The 17,505-nt window shown below is 41.0% G+C and carries 19 protein-coding genes and 1 pseudogene; 13 read left to right on the top strand and 7 right to left on the bottom strand.

The window, feature by feature from the left end; translation table 11 throughout:
* Window positions 1–7 precede the first annotated feature (7 nt).
* The 7 genes and pseudogenes from KUG37_RS00220 to KUG37_RS00190 all read left to right on the top strand — a co-directional run.
* Window positions 8–1,429, top strand: a complete 1,422-nt coding sequence (locus KUG37_RS00220; protein WP_216937129.1) for an FAD-dependent oxidoreductase — start codon at window positions 8–10, stop codon at window positions 1,427–1,429.
* Between the two features lie 185 nt (window positions 1,430–1,614).
* A complete protein-coding gene (locus KUG37_RS00215; protein ID WP_216937130.1) occupies window positions 1,615–2,205 on the top strand; it encodes a LemA family protein in 591 nt (196 codons plus the stop codon).
* A 30-nt stretch (window positions 2,206–2,235) separates the two neighbouring features.
* Window positions 2,236–3,291: a YgcG family protein gene (locus KUG37_RS00210; RefSeq protein WP_216937131.1), complete on the top strand. Its 1,056-nt coding sequence runs from the start codon at window positions 2,236–2,238 to the stop codon at window positions 3,289–3,291.
* Entirely contained in the window at window positions 3,285–3,845 is a 561-nt protein-coding gene (locus KUG37_RS00205) for a TPM domain-containing protein (RefSeq protein ID WP_216937132.1), read from the top strand. Before KUG37_RS00210 ends, KUG37_RS00205 begins: the two co-directional genes overlap by 7 nt.
* Window positions 3,846–4,055: 210 nt before the next feature.
* Window positions 4,056–4,520 carry a pilin gene (locus KUG37_RS00200; protein WP_216937133.1) on the top strand — a complete coding sequence of 155 codons (465 nt, stop codon included), beginning with the start codon at window positions 4,056–4,058 and terminating at the stop codon, window positions 4,518–4,520.
* A 55-nt stretch (window positions 4,521–4,575) separates the two neighbouring features.
* Window positions 4,576–5,187, top strand: coding sequence for an isoprenylcysteine carboxylmethyltransferase family protein (locus KUG37_RS00195; RefSeq protein WP_216937134.1), 612 nt, complete (start codon window positions 4,576–4,578; stop codon window positions 5,185–5,187).
* A 212-nt stretch (window positions 5,188–5,399) separates the two neighbouring features.
* Window positions 5,400–5,609: pseudogene (locus tag KUG37_RS00190) on the top strand (IS5/IS1182 family transposase); the annotation flags it as partial.
* A 452-nt stretch (window positions 5,610–6,061) separates the two neighbouring features.
* On the opposite strand, the gene KUG37_RS00185 reads toward KUG37_RS00190, so the two are convergent.
* On the bottom strand, window positions 6,062–6,394 hold the full coding sequence (locus KUG37_RS00185) for a pilin (protein ID WP_216937135.1): 333 nt from the start codon (window positions 6,392–6,394) through the stop codon (window positions 6,062–6,064).
* Between the two features lie 215 nt (window positions 6,395–6,609).
* Between KUG37_RS00185 and KUG37_RS00180 the strand changes: the two genes are divergently transcribed.
* The gene (locus KUG37_RS00180; RefSeq protein WP_216937136.1) at window positions 6,610–8,244 is read left to right on the top strand and encodes a PglL family O-oligosaccharyltransferase; all 1,635 of its coding nucleotides are present in this window, start codon (window positions 6,610–6,612) and stop codon (window positions 8,242–8,244) included.
* 369 nt (window positions 8,245–8,613) lie between these two features.
* Here the strand turns inward: KUG37_RS00180 and bfr are convergent, their stop codons facing one another.
* The 6 genes from bfr to gmk form a co-directional block, all read right to left on the bottom strand.
* A complete protein-coding gene (gene bfr / locus KUG37_RS00175) occupies window positions 8,614–9,078 on the bottom strand; it encodes a bacterioferritin (RefSeq protein WP_216937137.1) in 465 nt (154 codons plus the stop codon).
* 219 nt (window positions 9,079–9,297) lie between these two features.
* Window positions 9,298–9,492, bottom strand: coding sequence for a bacterioferritin-associated ferredoxin (locus KUG37_RS00170; RefSeq protein ID WP_064094586.1), 195 nt, complete (start codon window positions 9,490–9,492; stop codon window positions 9,298–9,300).
* Window positions 9,493–9,713: 221 nt separating this feature from the next.
* Complete coding sequence (locus tag KUG37_RS00165) at window positions 9,714–10,097, bottom strand: RidA family protein (protein ID WP_004281184.1); 384 nt, start codon at window positions 10,095–10,097, stop codon at window positions 9,714–9,716.
* A gap of 74 nt (window positions 10,098–10,171) precedes the next feature.
* Entirely contained in the window at window positions 10,172–12,277 is a 2,106-nt protein-coding gene (locus KUG37_RS00160) for a bifunctional (p)ppGpp synthetase/guanosine-3',5'-bis(diphosphate) 3'-pyrophosphohydrolase (protein WP_216937138.1), read from the bottom strand.
* A gap of 217 nt (window positions 12,278–12,494) precedes the next feature.
* Entirely contained in the window at window positions 12,495–12,776 is a 282-nt protein-coding gene (gene rpoZ / locus KUG37_RS00155; RefSeq protein ID WP_004650579.1) for a DNA-directed RNA polymerase subunit omega, read from the bottom strand.
* Window positions 12,777–12,852: 76 nt separating this feature from the next.
* Complete coding sequence (gene gmk, locus KUG37_RS00150) at window positions 12,853–13,476, bottom strand: guanylate kinase (RefSeq protein ID WP_216937139.1); 624 nt, start codon at window positions 13,474–13,476, stop codon at window positions 12,853–12,855.
* A gap of 133 nt (window positions 13,477–13,609) precedes the next feature.
* Between gmk and ispH the strand changes: the two genes are divergently transcribed.
* The 5 genes from ispH (at window position 13,610) to KUG37_RS00125 (ending at window position 17,490) form a co-directional block, all read left to right on the top strand.
* Window positions 13,610–14,560, top strand: a complete 951-nt coding sequence (ispH, locus tag KUG37_RS00145; protein WP_216937140.1) for a 4-hydroxy-3-methylbut-2-enyl diphosphate reductase — start codon at window positions 13,610–13,612, stop codon at window positions 14,558–14,560.
* 161 nt (window positions 14,561–14,721) lie between these two features.
* Window positions 14,722–15,210 carry a GspH/FimT family pseudopilin gene (locus KUG37_RS00140; RefSeq protein ID WP_216937141.1) on the top strand — a complete coding sequence of 163 codons (489 nt, stop codon included), beginning with the start codon at window positions 14,722–14,724 and terminating at the stop codon, window positions 15,208–15,210.
* Window positions 15,210–15,716: a type IV pilus modification protein PilV gene (gene pilV / locus KUG37_RS00135; protein ID WP_216937142.1), complete on the top strand. Its 507-nt coding sequence runs from the start codon at window positions 15,210–15,212 to the stop codon at window positions 15,714–15,716. The genes KUG37_RS00140 and pilV overlap by 1 nt, the downstream gene beginning before the upstream one ends.
* 2 nt (window positions 15,717–15,718) lie before the next feature.
* Window positions 15,719–16,732 (top strand): PilW family protein, encoded by a 1,014-nt coding sequence (locus KUG37_RS00130; RefSeq protein WP_216937143.1) that lies wholly within the window; start codon window positions 15,719–15,721, stop codon window positions 16,730–16,732.
* Window positions 16,729–17,490: a pilus assembly protein PilX gene (locus KUG37_RS00125; RefSeq protein WP_216937144.1), complete on the top strand. Its 762-nt coding sequence runs from the start codon at window positions 16,729–16,731 to the stop codon at window positions 17,488–17,490. The genes KUG37_RS00130 and KUG37_RS00125 overlap by 4 nt, the downstream gene beginning before the upstream one ends.
* Window positions 17,491–17,505 lie beyond the last annotated feature (15 nt).

Raw genomic sequence — 17,505 nt, 5'->3', positions numbered from 1 at the left:
GAGAGACATGGCTGAACGCCTGCATAATGACTTTCAATTTCTGGATGTCGCACGCCAAGATCCAGAGAAAAAAGAGATTGATGTCCGCAAAGCAGAATTTGTGGAAATTTATAAGCCATTTACCGCAGAAATTGCTGCCAACCAGACGCATCGCTGCCTGGGTTGTGGTAACCCCTACTGTGAATGGAAATGTCCGGTACATAACTATATTCCAAACTGGTTGAAACTGGTGTCTGAAGGCCGTCTGTTCCAGGCAGCTGAACTGTGTCACCAGACCAATACCTTGCCAGAAGTGTGTGGTCGCGTCTGCCCACAAGATCGTTTATGTGAAGGGGCGTGTACCCTAAACGACGGCTTTGGCGCAGTGACCATTGGGAATGCTGAAAAATATATCAATGACACTGCCTTTGCTTTGGGCTGGCGTCCAGACATGTCCAATGTGAAATGGACCAATAAAAAAGTAGCAATCATTGGTGCAGGTCCTGCGGGTCTTGGATGTGCCGATATTTTGGTACGTGCAGGCGTAAAGCCAGTCGTGTTTGACAAGCGTCCGGAAATTGGTGGCCTTTTAACGTTTGGTATTCCAGAATTCAAAATGGAAAAAGATGTAATGAAACGCCGCCGTGAAATTTTTACGGGGATGGGTGTTGAATTCCGTCTCAATACTGAAATTGGCACTGATGTCACTATTGACCAGTTGCTTGCGGATTATGATGCCGTATTCATGGGCATGGGAACCTATACCTACATGAAAGGTGGTTTCGCCGGTGAAGACCTGGATGGTGTTTATGATGCGCTGGACTTCCTGATTGCCAACGTAAACCGTACCCAAGGCTGGGAAAAAGACCCAGCTGAATACATCAGCGTACAAGGCAAAAAAGTCATCGTTTTAGGCGGTGGTGATACTGCCATGGACTGTAACCGGACTTCGATTCGTCAAGGTGCTGAATCAGTGGTCTGTGCTTATCGTCGTGATGAAGAAAACATGCCGGGTTCACGTCGCGAAGTGCAAAATGCGCGTGAAGAAGGGGTGAATTTCCAGTTTAACCGTCAGCCGATCGAAATCGTGGGTGAAAACGGTAAAGTTACTGGCGTCAAAGTGATTAGCACCCAATTGGGTGAGCCGGACAGCCGCGGTCGCCGTAGTCCAGAGCCGATTCCAGGTTCAGAAGAAATTTTGCCAGCAGATGCAGTCCTGCTGGCTTTTGGTTTCCGTACCAGTCCAGCAGACTGGTTCACCGATGTGGAAATCAATCTGGATGGTTCTGGTCGTGTACTTGCCGCTGAACAGCAGCAATATAAATTCCAGACTTCAAATCCAAAAATCTTTGCCGGTGGTGACATGGTTCGTGGTTCTGATCTGGTGGTGACTGCCATCTGGGAAGGCCGTCAGGCAGCTGAAGGTATCTTGGATTACCTCGATGTCTAACAGATAAAGATCAGTGGACATCCTTCAAAACAACCCGCTACAGCGGGTTTTTTAATCTTTGATGAGTTCCCGGCTTAAAATAGGAAGCATTAAAAAGATTATAAAAATTAACAAAACTTTAGAAAATACTGTTTAAAATCAAATTAATTATATAAATACCAATAAAGAATCGAGGACGAAACATCATGCGTGTATTAAAACAAGCTCTCATAGCTTTGATGCTGGCCAGTACCTTGACCCTGAGTGGCTGTGGCTATAACACCTTACAAGTCAAAGATGAAGCGGTCACTGCCGCCTGGTCGGAAGTCCAGAACCAGTATCAGCGCCGTGCCGATCTGGTACCTAATCTGGTCAATGTGGTGAAAGGCTATGCCTCGCATGAAGAGCAGGTTTTAACAGAAGTGACCCAAGCACGTGCCAATGTTGCCGGTCTGAAAGTAGATCGTGAAGTACTGGAAGATCCTGAACTGTTTCAGCGCTATCAGGAAGCACAGGCGCAGATGACCAGTGCCCTGTCACGTCTTTTGGCTGTCACTGAGAATTATCCGGACCTGAAAGCCAACCAGCAGTTCCGTGATTTACAGATACAACTGGAAGGAACTGAAAACCGGATTGCTGTGGCACGTAACCGTTACATTACCACGGTTCAGGACTTTAACTCTTATGCACGTCAGTTCCCGCAAGTCATGACTGCCAAAGTGATCGGAATGGAGCCTAAACCGAACTTTAGCGCAGAGCAAAGTGCCCAGAAAGCACCTACAGTTTCCTTTGAATAATTAATGACTTGTAAATAAGCGAGAAATCAGATGCCTGCGATGCTGCTGAAATACTGTGCTGGGTTGCTCCTCATGCTGGGCATGGAAGTAATAACGCCTGTTTCAGCAGAAACAGCCACGGCTACGGATACTGAAGACGTGATCGTGGCCCGTGAAATTTTGCAGCCTAAAGCGGGTCAAAATGTTCCAGCTCAAAAAAGTGGAACTGAAACAGAAACCGCAGCAGCATCACAGCCACAAATTGCCAATGATATGGCTGAAGGGCAGCTGCAGCGCGACTTGCCAAGCCTGAACCAACCCATCATTGACCAAGCCAATATATTCAGTGCCACTGAAAAGCAGCAACTCAGTCAGCGTATTCTGAAACTTTATGAGAAAGGAAAAGGCCAGATTGGTGTAGTGATTGTGCCAACGACGGGCCAGGAAGATATTTTTGATTATTCCATGCGGGTGGCTGAGGCCTGGCAGCTCGGCTCGGCCAAACGCGATAATGGTTTATTGATGACCATTGCCATCAATGATCGCCGTATTCAGATCTTGACTGGTTATGGTCTGGAAGGTGTGCTGCCGGATATCGTGGCAGGTCGTATTATTCATGACACCATCACGCCGTATTTTAAGCAGGGCCAATATGCGCAAGGGATTGCTGCAGGTCTGACTGAAATTGAACGGATTTTAAATCTGGATCCTGAAATTGCAGCACAGGCAGCGGATGAACTGAAAGAGCGTCAGGAACAGGCTTATCAGGCACAAAAAGCCAGTAAGGCGACATTCAGTAGTGTGCTGTTTATTATTGTCGCAGGTGTTGTAGGATCCATGATTTTTGGCAGAAAACTGAGCGCCGCGACTGCCGCAGTTGCAGGTACAGCTGCTGGTCTGGTAAATGGCATGGGGCTGCTTGCAAGTTTAATGATTGGTGCAGGTATTTTCTTTTTATTGATCACCTCTATAGCCCAGCTGATATTACATGCCTTTTTAGCCGGTGGCGGCCGAGGCGGCGGTAGCGGTCGAGGTGGTTTTGGCGGCGGCGGCTTCGGCGGTGGCGGTGGAGGTTTTGGCGGGGGAGGAGCATCAGGCTCATGGTAACAACTACAGATACAACAGATATAGTCACGCAGCCCAAACTGGAAGAACATGCACAGCCAAGCTTTAAACGCTGGCTCAAGCATTTCTTTTATATGCCAGCAACCAAGCGCTTTTTTTCCAAACAGGATCAGCATGCGATTGCAGTGGCGGTGGAAGAAGCTGAGCATGGACATGTGGGGGAGATTCAGGTGGTGATCGAAGGCTGTCTGCCTTCACGATCTGCCTATTACCAAGATACCTTATGTCGGGCCCGACAGTTATTTGCTGAAATTGGTGTTTGGGATACCGAATATAACAGTGGGGTACTGCTGTATTTGAACCTCTGCGAGCACAAGGTTGAAATTGTGATTGATCGTGGAATTAAAAATGCAACCACCCAGCAAGTCTGGGATGAAATCTGTCAAAACATTATTCAGCATTTAGTCCAGCAGAAGTTTAAAGAAGGTGTAATTGAAGGCGTGAAACAGATTGGACAGGTTTTAGATCAGTACTATGATCGTAAAATAGATGATTTAGAGAATGAATTAGGGAATAAACCAATTATATTGGGGTGATTTTAGTCAACTAACTGACAAAATTTGTCAGTTAGTTACACAAAATAAAACACAAAAATTACAAAAATAAAAATATTTTTTTAAAGTGCTGTTTTTTCTCTCAATTTTATTATAATAAAACTTGGCATACTTAGTGCTAAATATAAAATTAAGCTAAATGAGCTTTTTCTTTAGGCTTATAAATAAACAAAAACATTTGTGGAGAATGTTATGAATACAGTACAAAAGGGTTTTACCCTTATTGAATTAATGATTGTTGTAGCAATTATTGGTATTTTGGCTGCAATTGCCATTCCTGCTTACCAAGATTATATTGCGCGTGCACAGATGTCTGAAGCGATGACTTTAGCTTCTGGTGTAAAAGGTGCCGTAGCTGAAACATTTGCTCAAGACGGTACGTGCCCAACTAATGGTGTTGCTGGTATCGCTACTGCAACTGATATTAATGGTAAATATGTTGCATCTGTTACTACGGCGGGTACGGCTACAGCGGCAGGTGGTTGTACGATCACGGCATTAATGAAATCTGCCGATGTTTCAAAAGGTATTCAAGGTAAGAATTTGGTATTAACTTTATCGAATGCTGATAAAGGTTCAAATGTTTGGACTTGTACTTCTTCAGCTGAGCAAAAATATTTACCTAAATCTTGTGCTCCTGCTGCTGCTGCACCATAATAAATTAAAGTAATAAAAATGGTTCATATTTGAGCCATTTTTATGGATTAAGAAAATGAAAAATAAAATATATTTAGAAATTAGTTTTAAATTTTTAACGATAATTGCTCTAAGTTACTTTGCTTATAATATTTTCTTAGGATATGAGATTACTAATAAAAAAACATTATTATTACTCTTATTGGGTGAGCTATTAACTATAGGTTTAGTGGTTTTTTCTAAAGCTACTAATACACGCGACTTATCTCTTATATCTATTGTTTTAACTTTAAGTGCTAGCTTCTATTTTTTTTTAGTTAACTTAAATGGTAACGAAAAATTTATTAGTGAAACTTCTGCAGAAATAATAATGATTATTGGTATTTCTTGGCAAATTTTATCTAAATTATATTTAGGAAGAAATTTCGGTTTACTACCTGCTTACCGAGGAATAGTAGTTAATGGTCCATATAGGGTTGTTAGACATCCTATTTATTTAGGTTATTTTATTATGCACGTAGGATTTCTTTTAAGTTCCTTTTCAATATTTAATTTATTCTTATACTTTTTTTTATATGTAATACAGTTCGGTAGAATAATTTATGAAGAAAAAATTTTATCTAAGAATGAGGCTTACCAAAATTATAAAGAAAAAGTTAGATATAGAATTATACCTTTCCTTTTGTGATCAAGGCGTTCTGCTTTCTCATAATAGTAGTAGGTTAAGTAAGAATATAAGTTAAATTAAAAGAGTTTTCATGGTTCTTTTAAACTTATCATAATAGTAGGTAATCCCTATAAAATTTTAATTTAACTCAAATCGTAAATAAAAAATGACCTAAAAAAGGTGGCTGCACACTAGATATCTTGCAAAAGTAAAAAATTGTTTATAATAGCCTCATAAAATATGAAAGCTTAACTCGATTTAACGATGAGGAATTTAAACGACTCGTTGAAATTCCTCGCCCATTGTTCTTAAAAATGGTATCCGTGTTAAAACAAAAACAAGCTGAACTTGCCAAGAAAAAATCTGAAAGGCCCCATTCGTTGTGTTCAGAGAATCAATTATTTTTAGCTTTAACCTACTTACGCTGTTATAGAAACCTTATTTAGCTTAATAAAGGAAATTACAATTGAGTTATCTGTAAATTTCGTATTATTTTTTGCTATTTATTGGGGGGTGCCATATTGTGGGCCTAAGAATTTTTTCACTAAATTAAGAAACCAATAATCAAAATTAGTGGGAATTTTTTTTTAAGCAGAAGAGGTTAAAAAAATTAATTTTTCATTAAAATATAATATGATTTCTGAATTCTTTAAATCTTACATTGTAGAAACTAATATTAAAAAAAATTATTAATTTTGATAGTAATATTTTAGCAGAAATTATCCAGCTTTATGATATGTGTTATGGGATGTAACCTAACTCAAAAGGGCTTAATAGTATTTATATTTTTATACAGATTTGAGGTAGATATTTTTGTTGAATATCAGGTGAGGTACATGACCAATTTGAAGTACCTAAATCTGCTGTTTGACTAATTAATGCGAAAACTAAATGCTTACCCTTGTAAACTGGAAGAAACTTCAGTACTTTTAAAAGTGAACTCAACAGCACAAATTGTTCCAGCTTGCGTAATAGTATTTATTGAATTTACATATTTCCTGCCGCCATCCGTAGTCAACGTCAGTCCTATTTCTGCTAGGGTTGGACATGTTCCTGTTTGGCTATACGTATTACTAATAGATATTTTATATTGGCCAGCTAGTGTGATGGCCTCCGAAACTTGTGCACGAGCGATATAATCCTGATAAGCAGGAATTGCAATGGTAGCTAGAATACCAATAATTGCAACGGTAATCATAAGCTCAACGAGTGTAAAGCCTTTCTGCATAAATTAAATTCTAAAATATTTTTATCTATGTAAGCGATAAGTGTTCCATAAAAATAAAAAAACTATATATTATTGATATATATTGAAAAAATAATATAAAGTATTGGTTTTTTGTGAAATGTTGATAATTTATGTCATGTAGTGTGAATTTGAATAATACCTTAATGAGACATTTTTAACTATTATATGCCCATTCTATTTTCACTGATTTATTCATGAAATTTTTCTTATTGCTTTTGGCTGCTGTTTTTATCTCCCTTGGCTGGCTCCTTCCCATCCATTACCGCCCTTGGGTGACGTATACAGGTGAGCTATATGCCTTTTTTGCGCTATTTGCATTAGCTGCAATTGGCTTAAAAGAAAAAATAAAAATCCCAGCTATTAGCTTACCTTTATTGCTACTTGCTGGTGTACCGTTGATCCATTTTCTAACAGGACAAGTGTTTTTCTTTAGCACCGCCATGATGGGCTTCATTTTTGTCTTTAGCTTTTGGCTGGCAAGTGTGTTGGGTTATCACCTTTCAACAGGAAACTATAACCGGGAAGAAATCTTTACCAACTTGAGTTATGTGTTTTTGGCGTCGGGTACAGTCACAGGCATGATCGCACTTTGCCAATGGACAAATCTGGATTCAATATTGCCAGGCATGGTGAATATCAGTGGTACTCAACGGCCCTATGCCAACTTCGCCCAGCCAAATAATATGGCAACTTTTTTAGTCATGGCATTGATGAGCTGCCTGTACCTCTATGAAAAGAAAAAAATCCAGACCAAGTGGCTATTTGCCTGCGCTGCTGTGATTATTATGGGAGTGGCTTTAAGCCAGTCACGTACTGCCTGGGTAGCTGCAATTGTGATCATGTTGTATTTAGCTTTCTATCAATATAAAGGTATTATTCGCCTGAAATGGTATTACAGCATCGCTTGGCTCATCTTCTTTATTGCCTGTGTTGTGGCCTTTCCTTTACTCAGTCAGTTGGCTGCGCAGGCAATGGATACGGACGTAGTTCAAAGCCGGGATGTAGTAGCGCGTGCCACCGGCGATATGTCACGCCTCGCAATCTGGCAGCAAATGATTGCCGCGATTCAGGCGCAGCCATGGTGGGGCTATGGTTGGTATCAGACCAGTGTCGCTTTTGTTTCGATTAGTGATACCGTTCAAGGTCCGGTCTGGATTCGTAGTGCACATAATTTTATTCTGGACTTTTTGCTCTGGAACGGCTTAATTATTGGACTGCCATTTCTGGCGTATTTTGGTTATTTGGGTTATCAGTTACAACGCTGGGTCAATACGCCAGAATCTGTCATCGGAATCTTGATGATCGGGGCATTTGTTACGCATGCCATGTTTGAGTTTCCACAGCATTATGCCTATTTCCTGCTGCCAGTCGGTTTTATTCTGGGTACGGTTCTGGCACAAAATCCAAAAATTAAAATAATACTTATGCCATCAATCGGTATGAAATTCATTTTCGCTGTCGGGTTGCTTTTATTGGTTGTGATTTATCGGGACTATGATGTTGTTGTACCAAAACTCGGACAGAGTATTCGCTATGAAATGCAGCCTGAAAAAATTACCAATGAAGAACCCATATTTTTACTGACTGAATTTAATCATCGTATTACCTGGATTCGGGTCAATCCTTATAGCAAGATGACTGAAGAGGAAATCCGTCAATATGAGAAATTGGTGGTGAGTTACCCAACCACATACAACTTTTTAAAATATATTCGCTTATTAGCTTACAATGGCTATATAGATGAAGCACATTATCAACTTGAGCGTCTCAATACGATTCAGAAAACTGAATTGAGCTATGAAGAGGTGATTCAGGATATGCCACATTAAGCATAAAGAAAAAGCCAGCAAATGCTGTAATGCTATTCAGTTAAGCATTTGACTGGCATTTTCTTTTTTAAATTCAGGATTATATTTGATAGGTGGAAAAGTCATCCGCAACTGTTTGAGGCAGGACTGCATTAAAAAATGATTGTTTCTGCGACAAATTTACTAGTGGATGGTGGCTGACGAGTTTTGCGGATGACAAATGCCTTTGGTTACTTTGGGCGAAACCAAAGTAACAAATGATTTGCAAATATTTGATTTAAACCGTTAAGACTCCGTCGTGAACTACTAAAAAGTTAAAGAGTCTATTTCTAAATTCTTTAACTAATCAGAATTACAGCAGATGCTGGCTTTTTTATTTTGAATCGAATATTAGAGCTGACTCTGAATATAGTTTTCAATACCCACACTTTCAATCAGATCAATTTGCGTTGTGGTCCAGTCCAGATAATTTTCTTCTTTTTCCAGGATTTCCTGAACCAGACCGCGGGTCACATAATCCATTTCAGTTTCAGCCAGTGCCACTGCTTTCTGGATAGCTTCGATATTTTCTTTGACTTTACGCACATCACAATGCAGTACTTCCTGGGTGTGCTGACCAATATAGAGTTTGCCCAGATTCTGCAAATTTGGCAGACCTTCCAAGAATAAAATACGTTCAATAATTTTATCGGCATGCTTCATCTGAACGATCGATTCTTTATATTCTGCCGAGCCCAGTTTCTCGATGCCCCAGTCATTAAACATGCGCGAATGCAAGAAATACTGGTTAATCGCGGTTAGGTGGTGATACAACACCTGATTGAGCTGATTAATCACATCACGATTGCCTTTCATCACATCACTCCATTTAAACCTGTTTATCTTTCTAAGAAAGCACTTTAACCCTGATAGTAAACAAGTCAGGGGACAATGGCGAGTAATTTATGGAACAGCAAATGAAAATCGCAATCGAATCGATCCAGACTTGGATCAACGGCAATAAAAACCCGCCAGAGTCAGAGGCGGGGGAGGAGGAATGATCGAAGATCATTGATTTATGATTATCTTTATAGTTTAGGCGGCGACTCCCAAGCGTGCTGCAATTTGTGATACTTCATCACTGATGATCATACGGGCTTCTGGTGCACAGCGGCCACAGCATGTACCCAAGTCCAGCATATCGCGCACATCACGATAACTTTCAGCGCCATTTGCAATAGCATCTTTAATGTCTTGATCTGTAATGCCACGGCATAAACAAACGTACATAGGACACAACCACAGTGATTAAATAAGATAAGTAATATTATTGATAATTGTTATCATTTGTCAATAAAAATCATTTGAAATATTTTTTATGATGATTGGTGATTTAGATAAAAGAATAACAATTAAGCGGAAACCCAAGTGATGCTCGGGTTTCCGCGCAAGATGAGTGAGTAAGTTAGAACTGTTTTTTTTAAATCTGGGTGCTTAGTTAATGATATAAATCATTGATTAATAATGACAATGCCATCCATCTCAACCAGAGCACCTTTCGGCAGGCTCGCAACACCTAAGGCTGCACGTGCCGGATAAGGCTGGGCAAAATATTCGCCCATAATTTGATTCACCAGCTGGAAGTGCGATAAATCTGTCAGGAAGATATTCAGTTTGGCAATGTCTGCCAAAGAACCACCCGCCGCTTCGCAAACTGCTTTCAAGTTGTCGAATACACGTCGAATCTGTGCCTCAATGCCTTCAACCAGTTCCATACTATAAGGATCCAAGCCAATTTGACCAGATAGATAGAGGGTATCACCGACTAAAATGGCTTGCGAATAGGTGCCAATCGCAGCAGGGGCATTTTCAGTATGGATTACTTGGCGGGACATTAATTTCTCCTTTATCATCAACATACATCATATTCGATCATTTAGGCTGACAAAAGCATTATCGTTTTAAATGATTAACTCGCTTTAGACGCTTCGCTCAAAATGACGGGTTGTGCCAGACGGGTAATTCGGGGAAAGCCAAAATACATGCGCAGGTCACGGATAATCTGCGCAATCTGTTTGCGGTTATGGACTACGATATTGACATAGGTCTGGTTATCTTGAGAGCGAACCATTTCTACGCCAGAATGTGCTTTACGACATTGATAAATCAGGTCAGAGATCTGCTCATCATCCATTGCTAGGTCAATGCAGAGATAGGCGGTAAAGCTGATATCCTCCAGATCATCGGCAGTCCATTGCAATGGCATGATATTTTCAGGATGCTGGTGCTGTTCATTTAGCAGGTTATGACAGCGTGAACGGTGCACAATCAGGCCGCGGCGGGTCAAATGCCCTTGAATCGGATCGCCAAGTACCGGATTGCAGCAATGTGCATATTTAACATCCACACCTTCAGTGCCCTGAATCAGACGGCCCGAACTGGCAACATTCTGATGCTGGTCCTGGGCAAATAAATGATTGGCCACCAGTTGCGGCAATAAATCACCGACTGCAATCTGTTCAAAGAGTTGCTCTTTACTGGGGATGTGACGCCATTCCAGCAGATTTTTCCAGTCCGCTTCGGTCAGATCCCGAATCGAGCGATGAAACAGTTTTAAGGCGCGGTTGAGTGCCTGTTGGCCTACCAGACGCTGTTCATCCAGATCCTGGTCGCGCAAGATATTCTGAATCGCACGGCGGGCTTTCTGGGTATTGATAAAACTGAGCCAGTCGGGGTTCGGTGTTGCCAGTACATCGGTAATGATTTCGACCACCTGACCACTCGATAACGGCGTTGAAAGTGGTTTGCTTTCACCGTTAATTTTTGCCCCAATTGCATGGTTACCTAAGAACAGGCTCGCAGCATAAGCAAAATCAACCGCCGTCGCACCTTGCGGTAATTCATGCAGATGCCCATGTGGGGTATAAACCCAGATTTTTTCCTGATGCAGATAGTCCAGTAATTCACTAAATGTAGTTTTGGCACATTCACCATCGACCAATACGTTCAGATTCTGCATCGACGCCTGAATGGCAGAACGGCAAGCTTGCGGGGCATTTTCACCGAGCACTACGCCAAAACGCGCTGCTTTACGCATTAATTCGGTTTGAATGGTTAAAGACAATGTGGTCTTTTCGCCTTTCAGGCGCATCATCAAGGACTGGTTACCGCCGGGTAATGGGCGACGGATATGATCTTCATAGCTTTGAATCTTAAAGCTTTGGGTCAGAATCTCTGCCAGACGGTCACAATCGGCAATACTTTGTAAAATAATTTCAAAAGCATGGCTATGGGTCAGTTCTTGCAGATCAATGTCATTTTTAACAAAGTGACGGAGTAACTCAATATTGTTATTTTTCTTTTTAATGCGGCCTTGAATGGCATTTTTCTGCAGCAGTTCGGTCAGGTTCTTTTCCCATTTGGCCTGATACTCACAGCGTTTCGGTTTGGTTTCCTGTAGCGCAGTCTGAACGTTGTTGTACATATCCAGATCAAGATTCTGATAGCACAAATGCTCCAGGTTGTCGGCCATTTCATTCATGCCGACAATACGTGCCATCGGAACAAAAATTTCAAAGGTTTCACGGGCGATACGGGCACGTTTGTCCGGACGCAGCGCTTCCAAAGTAGTCATGTTGTGATAGCGGTCGGCCAGTTTCACAATAATGACACGTGGATCCTGTAAGGTGGCTTGCAGAATTTTTCGGAAAGAGGCCGCTTTATTATATTCTTTATCGCTGGAATGACTCAGTTTGGTGACACCATCGACCAGCTCCGCCACAGTAAAGCCAAAAGTCTCGCTAATATCATCCTTAGTGAACTCGGTGTCTTCAATCACGTCATGCAGCAGGGCAGCCATTAATGTTTCAGTATCCAGACGCATATGCGCCAGAATACAACTCACCGCAATCGGATGCAGAATGTAGGGTTCGCCACTTTTACGAATAATACCGTCATGCGCGATATCTGCATAATCACAGGCCGCAAGCACACGTTCGACATCGTCTTTACTTAAATACGCATCGATAATGATTTTTAACTGTTGCTTGGCTTGACTGACCTGTGGGCCTGGCATAAAACACCTTTAAAAACTGAATTTCTTACGAATAAAACCGTGAAAGCTCTAATGAAATGCAAATTACCCAGCTGGTTAATTTTTTACTATAAAAAGTAGAAAATCTCTAGTAGTTTGCATAGCTAACCCTTATGTTATAACCGTTCTGGCATAAATATAAAAGTCACATAACAAAAAAAGCCTAGTTTATAACTAGGCTTTTTTGAGTGACGATCTCTTATTGGAAAGAAAAACCGTCTAAGTTTAGATTGTTCGCAGAAAGTGCAAGGTCCAGACTCGATGTTTGATAGTCTTGATCACGTTGTTTCAAAATATCTTTTGATACATGACCCGCAGCGATTTCACGTAAAGCAACAACAGTCGGCTTGTCATTGTCCCATTCTACAGTTGGTTCAATGCCTTGACGTGCCAATTGACGCGCGCGTTTGCTTGCCACTAGTACAAGCTCAAAGCGGTTGTCCACATGGTCTAAACAATCTTCAACGGTGACGCGTGCCATAAGAATTCTCGTTTGAATAATAAATTTTAACAGACTGCACAGTATAAAAGGCTTTGCCTATAGACTCAAGTTTTAATCACTGCTCAGTCGGGGTGATCAGTTGCTGAATGAGCTTTTCATGTCGGTTAGCCTGTTGGGTCAAAACCAGACGATTGGCGATAATCACTGCTTCCAGGTCATGCAGCGCCTTATTAAAGTCATCATTGATAATGATATAGTCAAAATTGCTATATTGCTGCATATCTTCTACTGCACAGCTCAGACGATGTTCAATCACATCGACTGCATCCGTACCACGGTTTGACAGGCGCTCACGTAGATCAAACTGGCTTGGTGGCAAGATAAAAATTTGTTTGGATTCAGGAAAAAGTCGACGGACCTGCTGCGCGCCCTGCCAGTCAATCTCCAGCAGTACATCATGACCTTTGGCCAATTGTTCTTTCACTGTGGCTTGTGCAGTACCGTAGTAATTACCAAATACTTCTGCATATTCAATAAAACCACCTTCATTGACCAGATTTAGAAAATCGTCTTTATTGGAGAAATGATAGTGCACGCCATCGAGTTCGCCAGGTCGTTGACCGCGTGTGGTATGTGACACAGAAACGTGAAGATTGTTGACACGCTCAAGTAGGGCTTTAACAAGGGATGTTTTGCCTGTTCCAGACGCTGCAGAAACGACAAACAAGAGACCCGACATGATATTTTTCCTGATATGATAAAATATCTTCTCTATTTTAGAGTAGACCGGCTTTAAACTAAATAGTTGTTAGTCGATTGTTTACATTTATTTCAATTGAACCGCTAAAAATGGTGCGAGTATTGAGGATTCTATGGAAATTGTTTTAGCCAACCCGCGTGGTTTTTGTGCTGGTGTAGATCGTGCCATTGCAATCGTGAATCGTGCCCTAGAATGCTTTAACCCACCGATTTATGTACGGCATGAAGTGGTGCATAACAAATTTGTGGTGGATGACCTACGCCAGCGCGGTGCAATTTTTGTGGATGAACTCGATGAAGTGCCAGATGACAATATTGTGATATTTAGCGCACATGGGGTTTCTAAAGCAGTGCAAATTGAAGCTGAACGCCGTGGTTTAAAAGTCTTTGACGCGACTTGCCCGTTGGTCACTAAAGTACATATTGAAGTGACGAAATATGCACGCGAAGGAGTAGAAGCCATTCTGATTGGCCATGAAGGTCACCCTGAAGTCGAAGGCACCATGGGGCAATATGATAAGAAAAATGGCGGTAAAATTTATCTGGTTGAAGATGAAGAAGATGTTGCTGCCTTAACTGTGCATCATCCTGAAAAAGTGGCTTTTGTCACGCAAACGACCCTATCGATTGATGACACAGCCAAAGTGATTGATGCTTTACGTCAAAAATTCCCGTTGATTCAGGGACCGCGTAAAGATGATATTTGCTATGCCACTCAGAACCGCCAGGATGCAGTACGTGACTTAGCCGAGCGTTGTGATGTCGTGCTTGTTGTCGGTTCACCAAATTCCTCTAATTCAAATCGTTTGCGTGAGCTGGCGGAACGTATGGGTAAGGCGGCTTACCTGGTTGATAATGCCGATGAGCTTAAGCAGGAATGGTTTGCAGAAAATGCCCAGATTGGAGTAACAGCAGGAGCATCTGCACCGGAAATTTTAATTAAACAGGTGATCCAGCGTTTACAAGACTGGGGTGCTCAGGCACCTAAAGAGTTGGATGGGCGTGAAGAGAATATTACATTTAGTCTGCCTAAAGAGTTACGTATTTCAGTAACACAAGCCTAAAGTGTTAAATACTTAACATTCTGAATTTTTTAAGAATTGACAGATAATTGGTTTTTGGCAATTATCTGTTTTTTTATACCTTTTATCTATTGTGTGTAGTTTTTGTAATTTTAATAAGTAATAGTTTATGTGGGTCAATCTTAGACTTAGGGGAGGGGAGTATGCGTAAAATTCAGGGGTTTACCTTAATTGAGCTGATGGTAACGATTGCGGTGCTAGCGATTATTGCTGGAATGGCTGCTCCTTCTTTTGGGGATCTTGTGAGCCGGCAAAACTTGTCCAAGAGTACACATGATTTAGCAGGCTTAATTAAAGAAGCACGATCACAAGCAGTTTTAGTGCGTCAAGATGTAAAACTTGAAATTGTGGAAGATAAAGAAAAATTTATTGAGCGCGCTAAGGAAATTGCAGCTGACAGCACATTAAAGAAGCAAAGGGATAGTAGTTTATTACATCTTTGGGGGCCGGCTGGAAAGTCGATACTGTCGGGAACTGAAACCTCAATTACATTTGAAATGACGGGCAAGGTAAAAGGAGCAAGTTCAGATACAACGATTGTAATCTGCGATAAAGCAGGTGGTGATAAATCAAAAATAATAACAATAACAAAAATGGGTACACTCCAACTAATTAGCGAGGGGGATTGCTAATGCAACATACAAAGCACCAATTAGGGGTTGGAATGATAGAAATTTTAGTAGCTCTTTTTATTCTTGCATTGGGTGTGTTGGGATTTATTGCTTTGCAGTATAGGGCAGTTGAAGCGACTTCTGAAGGGAGCTATCGACTTCAGGCAGTTAATCTATCACGAGATTTTGCTGAAAGAATCAGGGTGAATCGTGGTGCTTTGGATGATTATGTGGATGAAATAGCAGATGCGGAGGCTCAGGCTGAATATAGTAAAAATTGTTCAGAAGAAGAGTGTTCGACAGAAGAGATGGCAGGTTATGACGTGGCACAGGTCGTGCAGCATGCTAACTCGGTAGGAATGACCGTCAACTTGTTAGAGTGCCAAGGTAATAGTGATGATCGTAAATGTATCTATGTTGCTTGGGGTAATACAGCAGCAACAGATGGTCAAAAAGATGCAGGAAATTGTACGACTGGGACAGTTTATGATCCGTCATCAACCTGTTTGATTATGGAGGTGTATTAATCATGCCATCAAATCCATATAAACAGACGGGTTTTACCCTGATTGAGTTAATGATATCACTGGCACTGGGACTGATTATCATGGCTGCAGCGATTATGTTGTTTATGACAGGACAGAAAAGCAGTGCATTACAACAAGGATTTGCAAATATTCAAGATGATGCGAACTTTGGATTGGGATACATCACACAGGATATCAGACATGCAAACCTGAATAGCCGAAATTCTGAAATCAATGATCGAACAATCCATGGTGGGATTGTACTCACTTCTAGTGCTAATGGTTTTAAGGATACAACGGTTACACCGAACATTATCCATAGTAATTTGCCTGAAAGTTTAATAGGAACAACAGTAGCAACAAACTTATTATCGAGTGGAACTACAGGTTTATCGAATGTGCAAGGTGAAAGTAGTGATCAGCTGGTCATTCAGTATAAGCCTCGATATACAAGAGTGGGTAGTAATTGGGTTGGAGGTTTTGACTGTGAAGGAGAAGAAATCAAGTTTCCAGTAATGACAGGAGCAGTTGAAACTCCATTGCGCATAATTGTGCAGCGTTATTTTCTAAGAGAAGATTCAAATAAAGATAGCAAGGAACCTAATACTGCTTTGGCCTTGGCGTGTGATGCCGGGTGGTACAGTGAATCGGGTACTCCGTTGCCAGATAAGATCGAATCTTTTGGTAATAATGGTGAAATTATTATGAAGCGGGTCGATTATTTTCACGTCATGCTTGGAATTCAGAATGGTGAAAAGCTTAGATATATTTCTATTGATGACTATATGACACTCGCTGCTCCCCGACCACGTATATTGTCTGTTCAATTAGGGGCCGTGGTTCGTTCTGCGCAAGGTGTGGGAAATGAATCAATGATCAAAGATGATCAGGAATTCCAAGTACTTGATAAAAAAGTAAGAGTGAAAGTGCCAACCAATACAACCAATAAATATGTCCGTCAGGTGGTCTCTCAAACAGTTGCACTGCGTAATACTTTTGGGGAGAGAGGACAATGAAGAGAAGTCAGCGAGGGGCAACATTAATCGTTGTTCTTATTCTACTTGTTGCTATTACGGTCATCGGAACCTTGGCAATTCGTCAAAGTATGGTGACTTTAAATATTGCCACCAATAGCCAGACCGCTCAATTAATGCTCCAGAATGGAGATGCTGCATTTTTTAATGTGGAAAAAGAAAATAATATTATTCAAGCATTAAGTAGTAGTGGAATGTTTGGATATATTGATGGTGCTTTGAATAAAGATAAAGAGTTGGTGTTCTGTTTTCGTGGTGCTGACAAAGCAGATTTTTTTGAGATTACTCGTGCAAGCATTATTGAATGGAATGCACCTGATACAAAGCCTAAAAATGAGAGCTTGGGTAAAGATGGTTATTGCAAAACAAATGAAAGCGGAACAAATTTTTTCACGAGTGGTCGGAAGGCTGTCATGACTCAAGTTGCGGTTAAATATTCAACAGAAGCAGAAAAAGATCCATTTTATGGGCAAATTTTAGGAACAGATGACAGTACTGTCAAATTACAACGTAGTAAGCCAGTTAAAGTTTTTTCAGTTTCAATCATGCCTGCTTTGGCCACAGCAGAAAAATCGAAAATTGATGAATGTTTTGAATCTCATATGAATGAAGTGGTGATTCCAAGTAGTGTAACTCCAGCGACGGGTGCTGATAAAAGTGTGACTCAGTGTTTGTCTGAACTCAATGTGCCTTTTGAATCGACAGTCACTGAATATGTGATTGCTCAAGACTTTGTGTAATACGGGAGTAGGAAA

Origin of the sequence: Acinetobacter sp. BY419 (genome assembly GCF_019038395.1) — a bacterium.
In the GTDB taxonomy this organism is placed as follows: domain Bacteria; phylum Pseudomonadota; class Gammaproteobacteria; order Pseudomonadales; family Moraxellaceae; genus Acinetobacter.
Note: the sequence above shows the minus strand (reverse complement) of the source record. Positions and strands in the feature narration are given on the sequence as shown.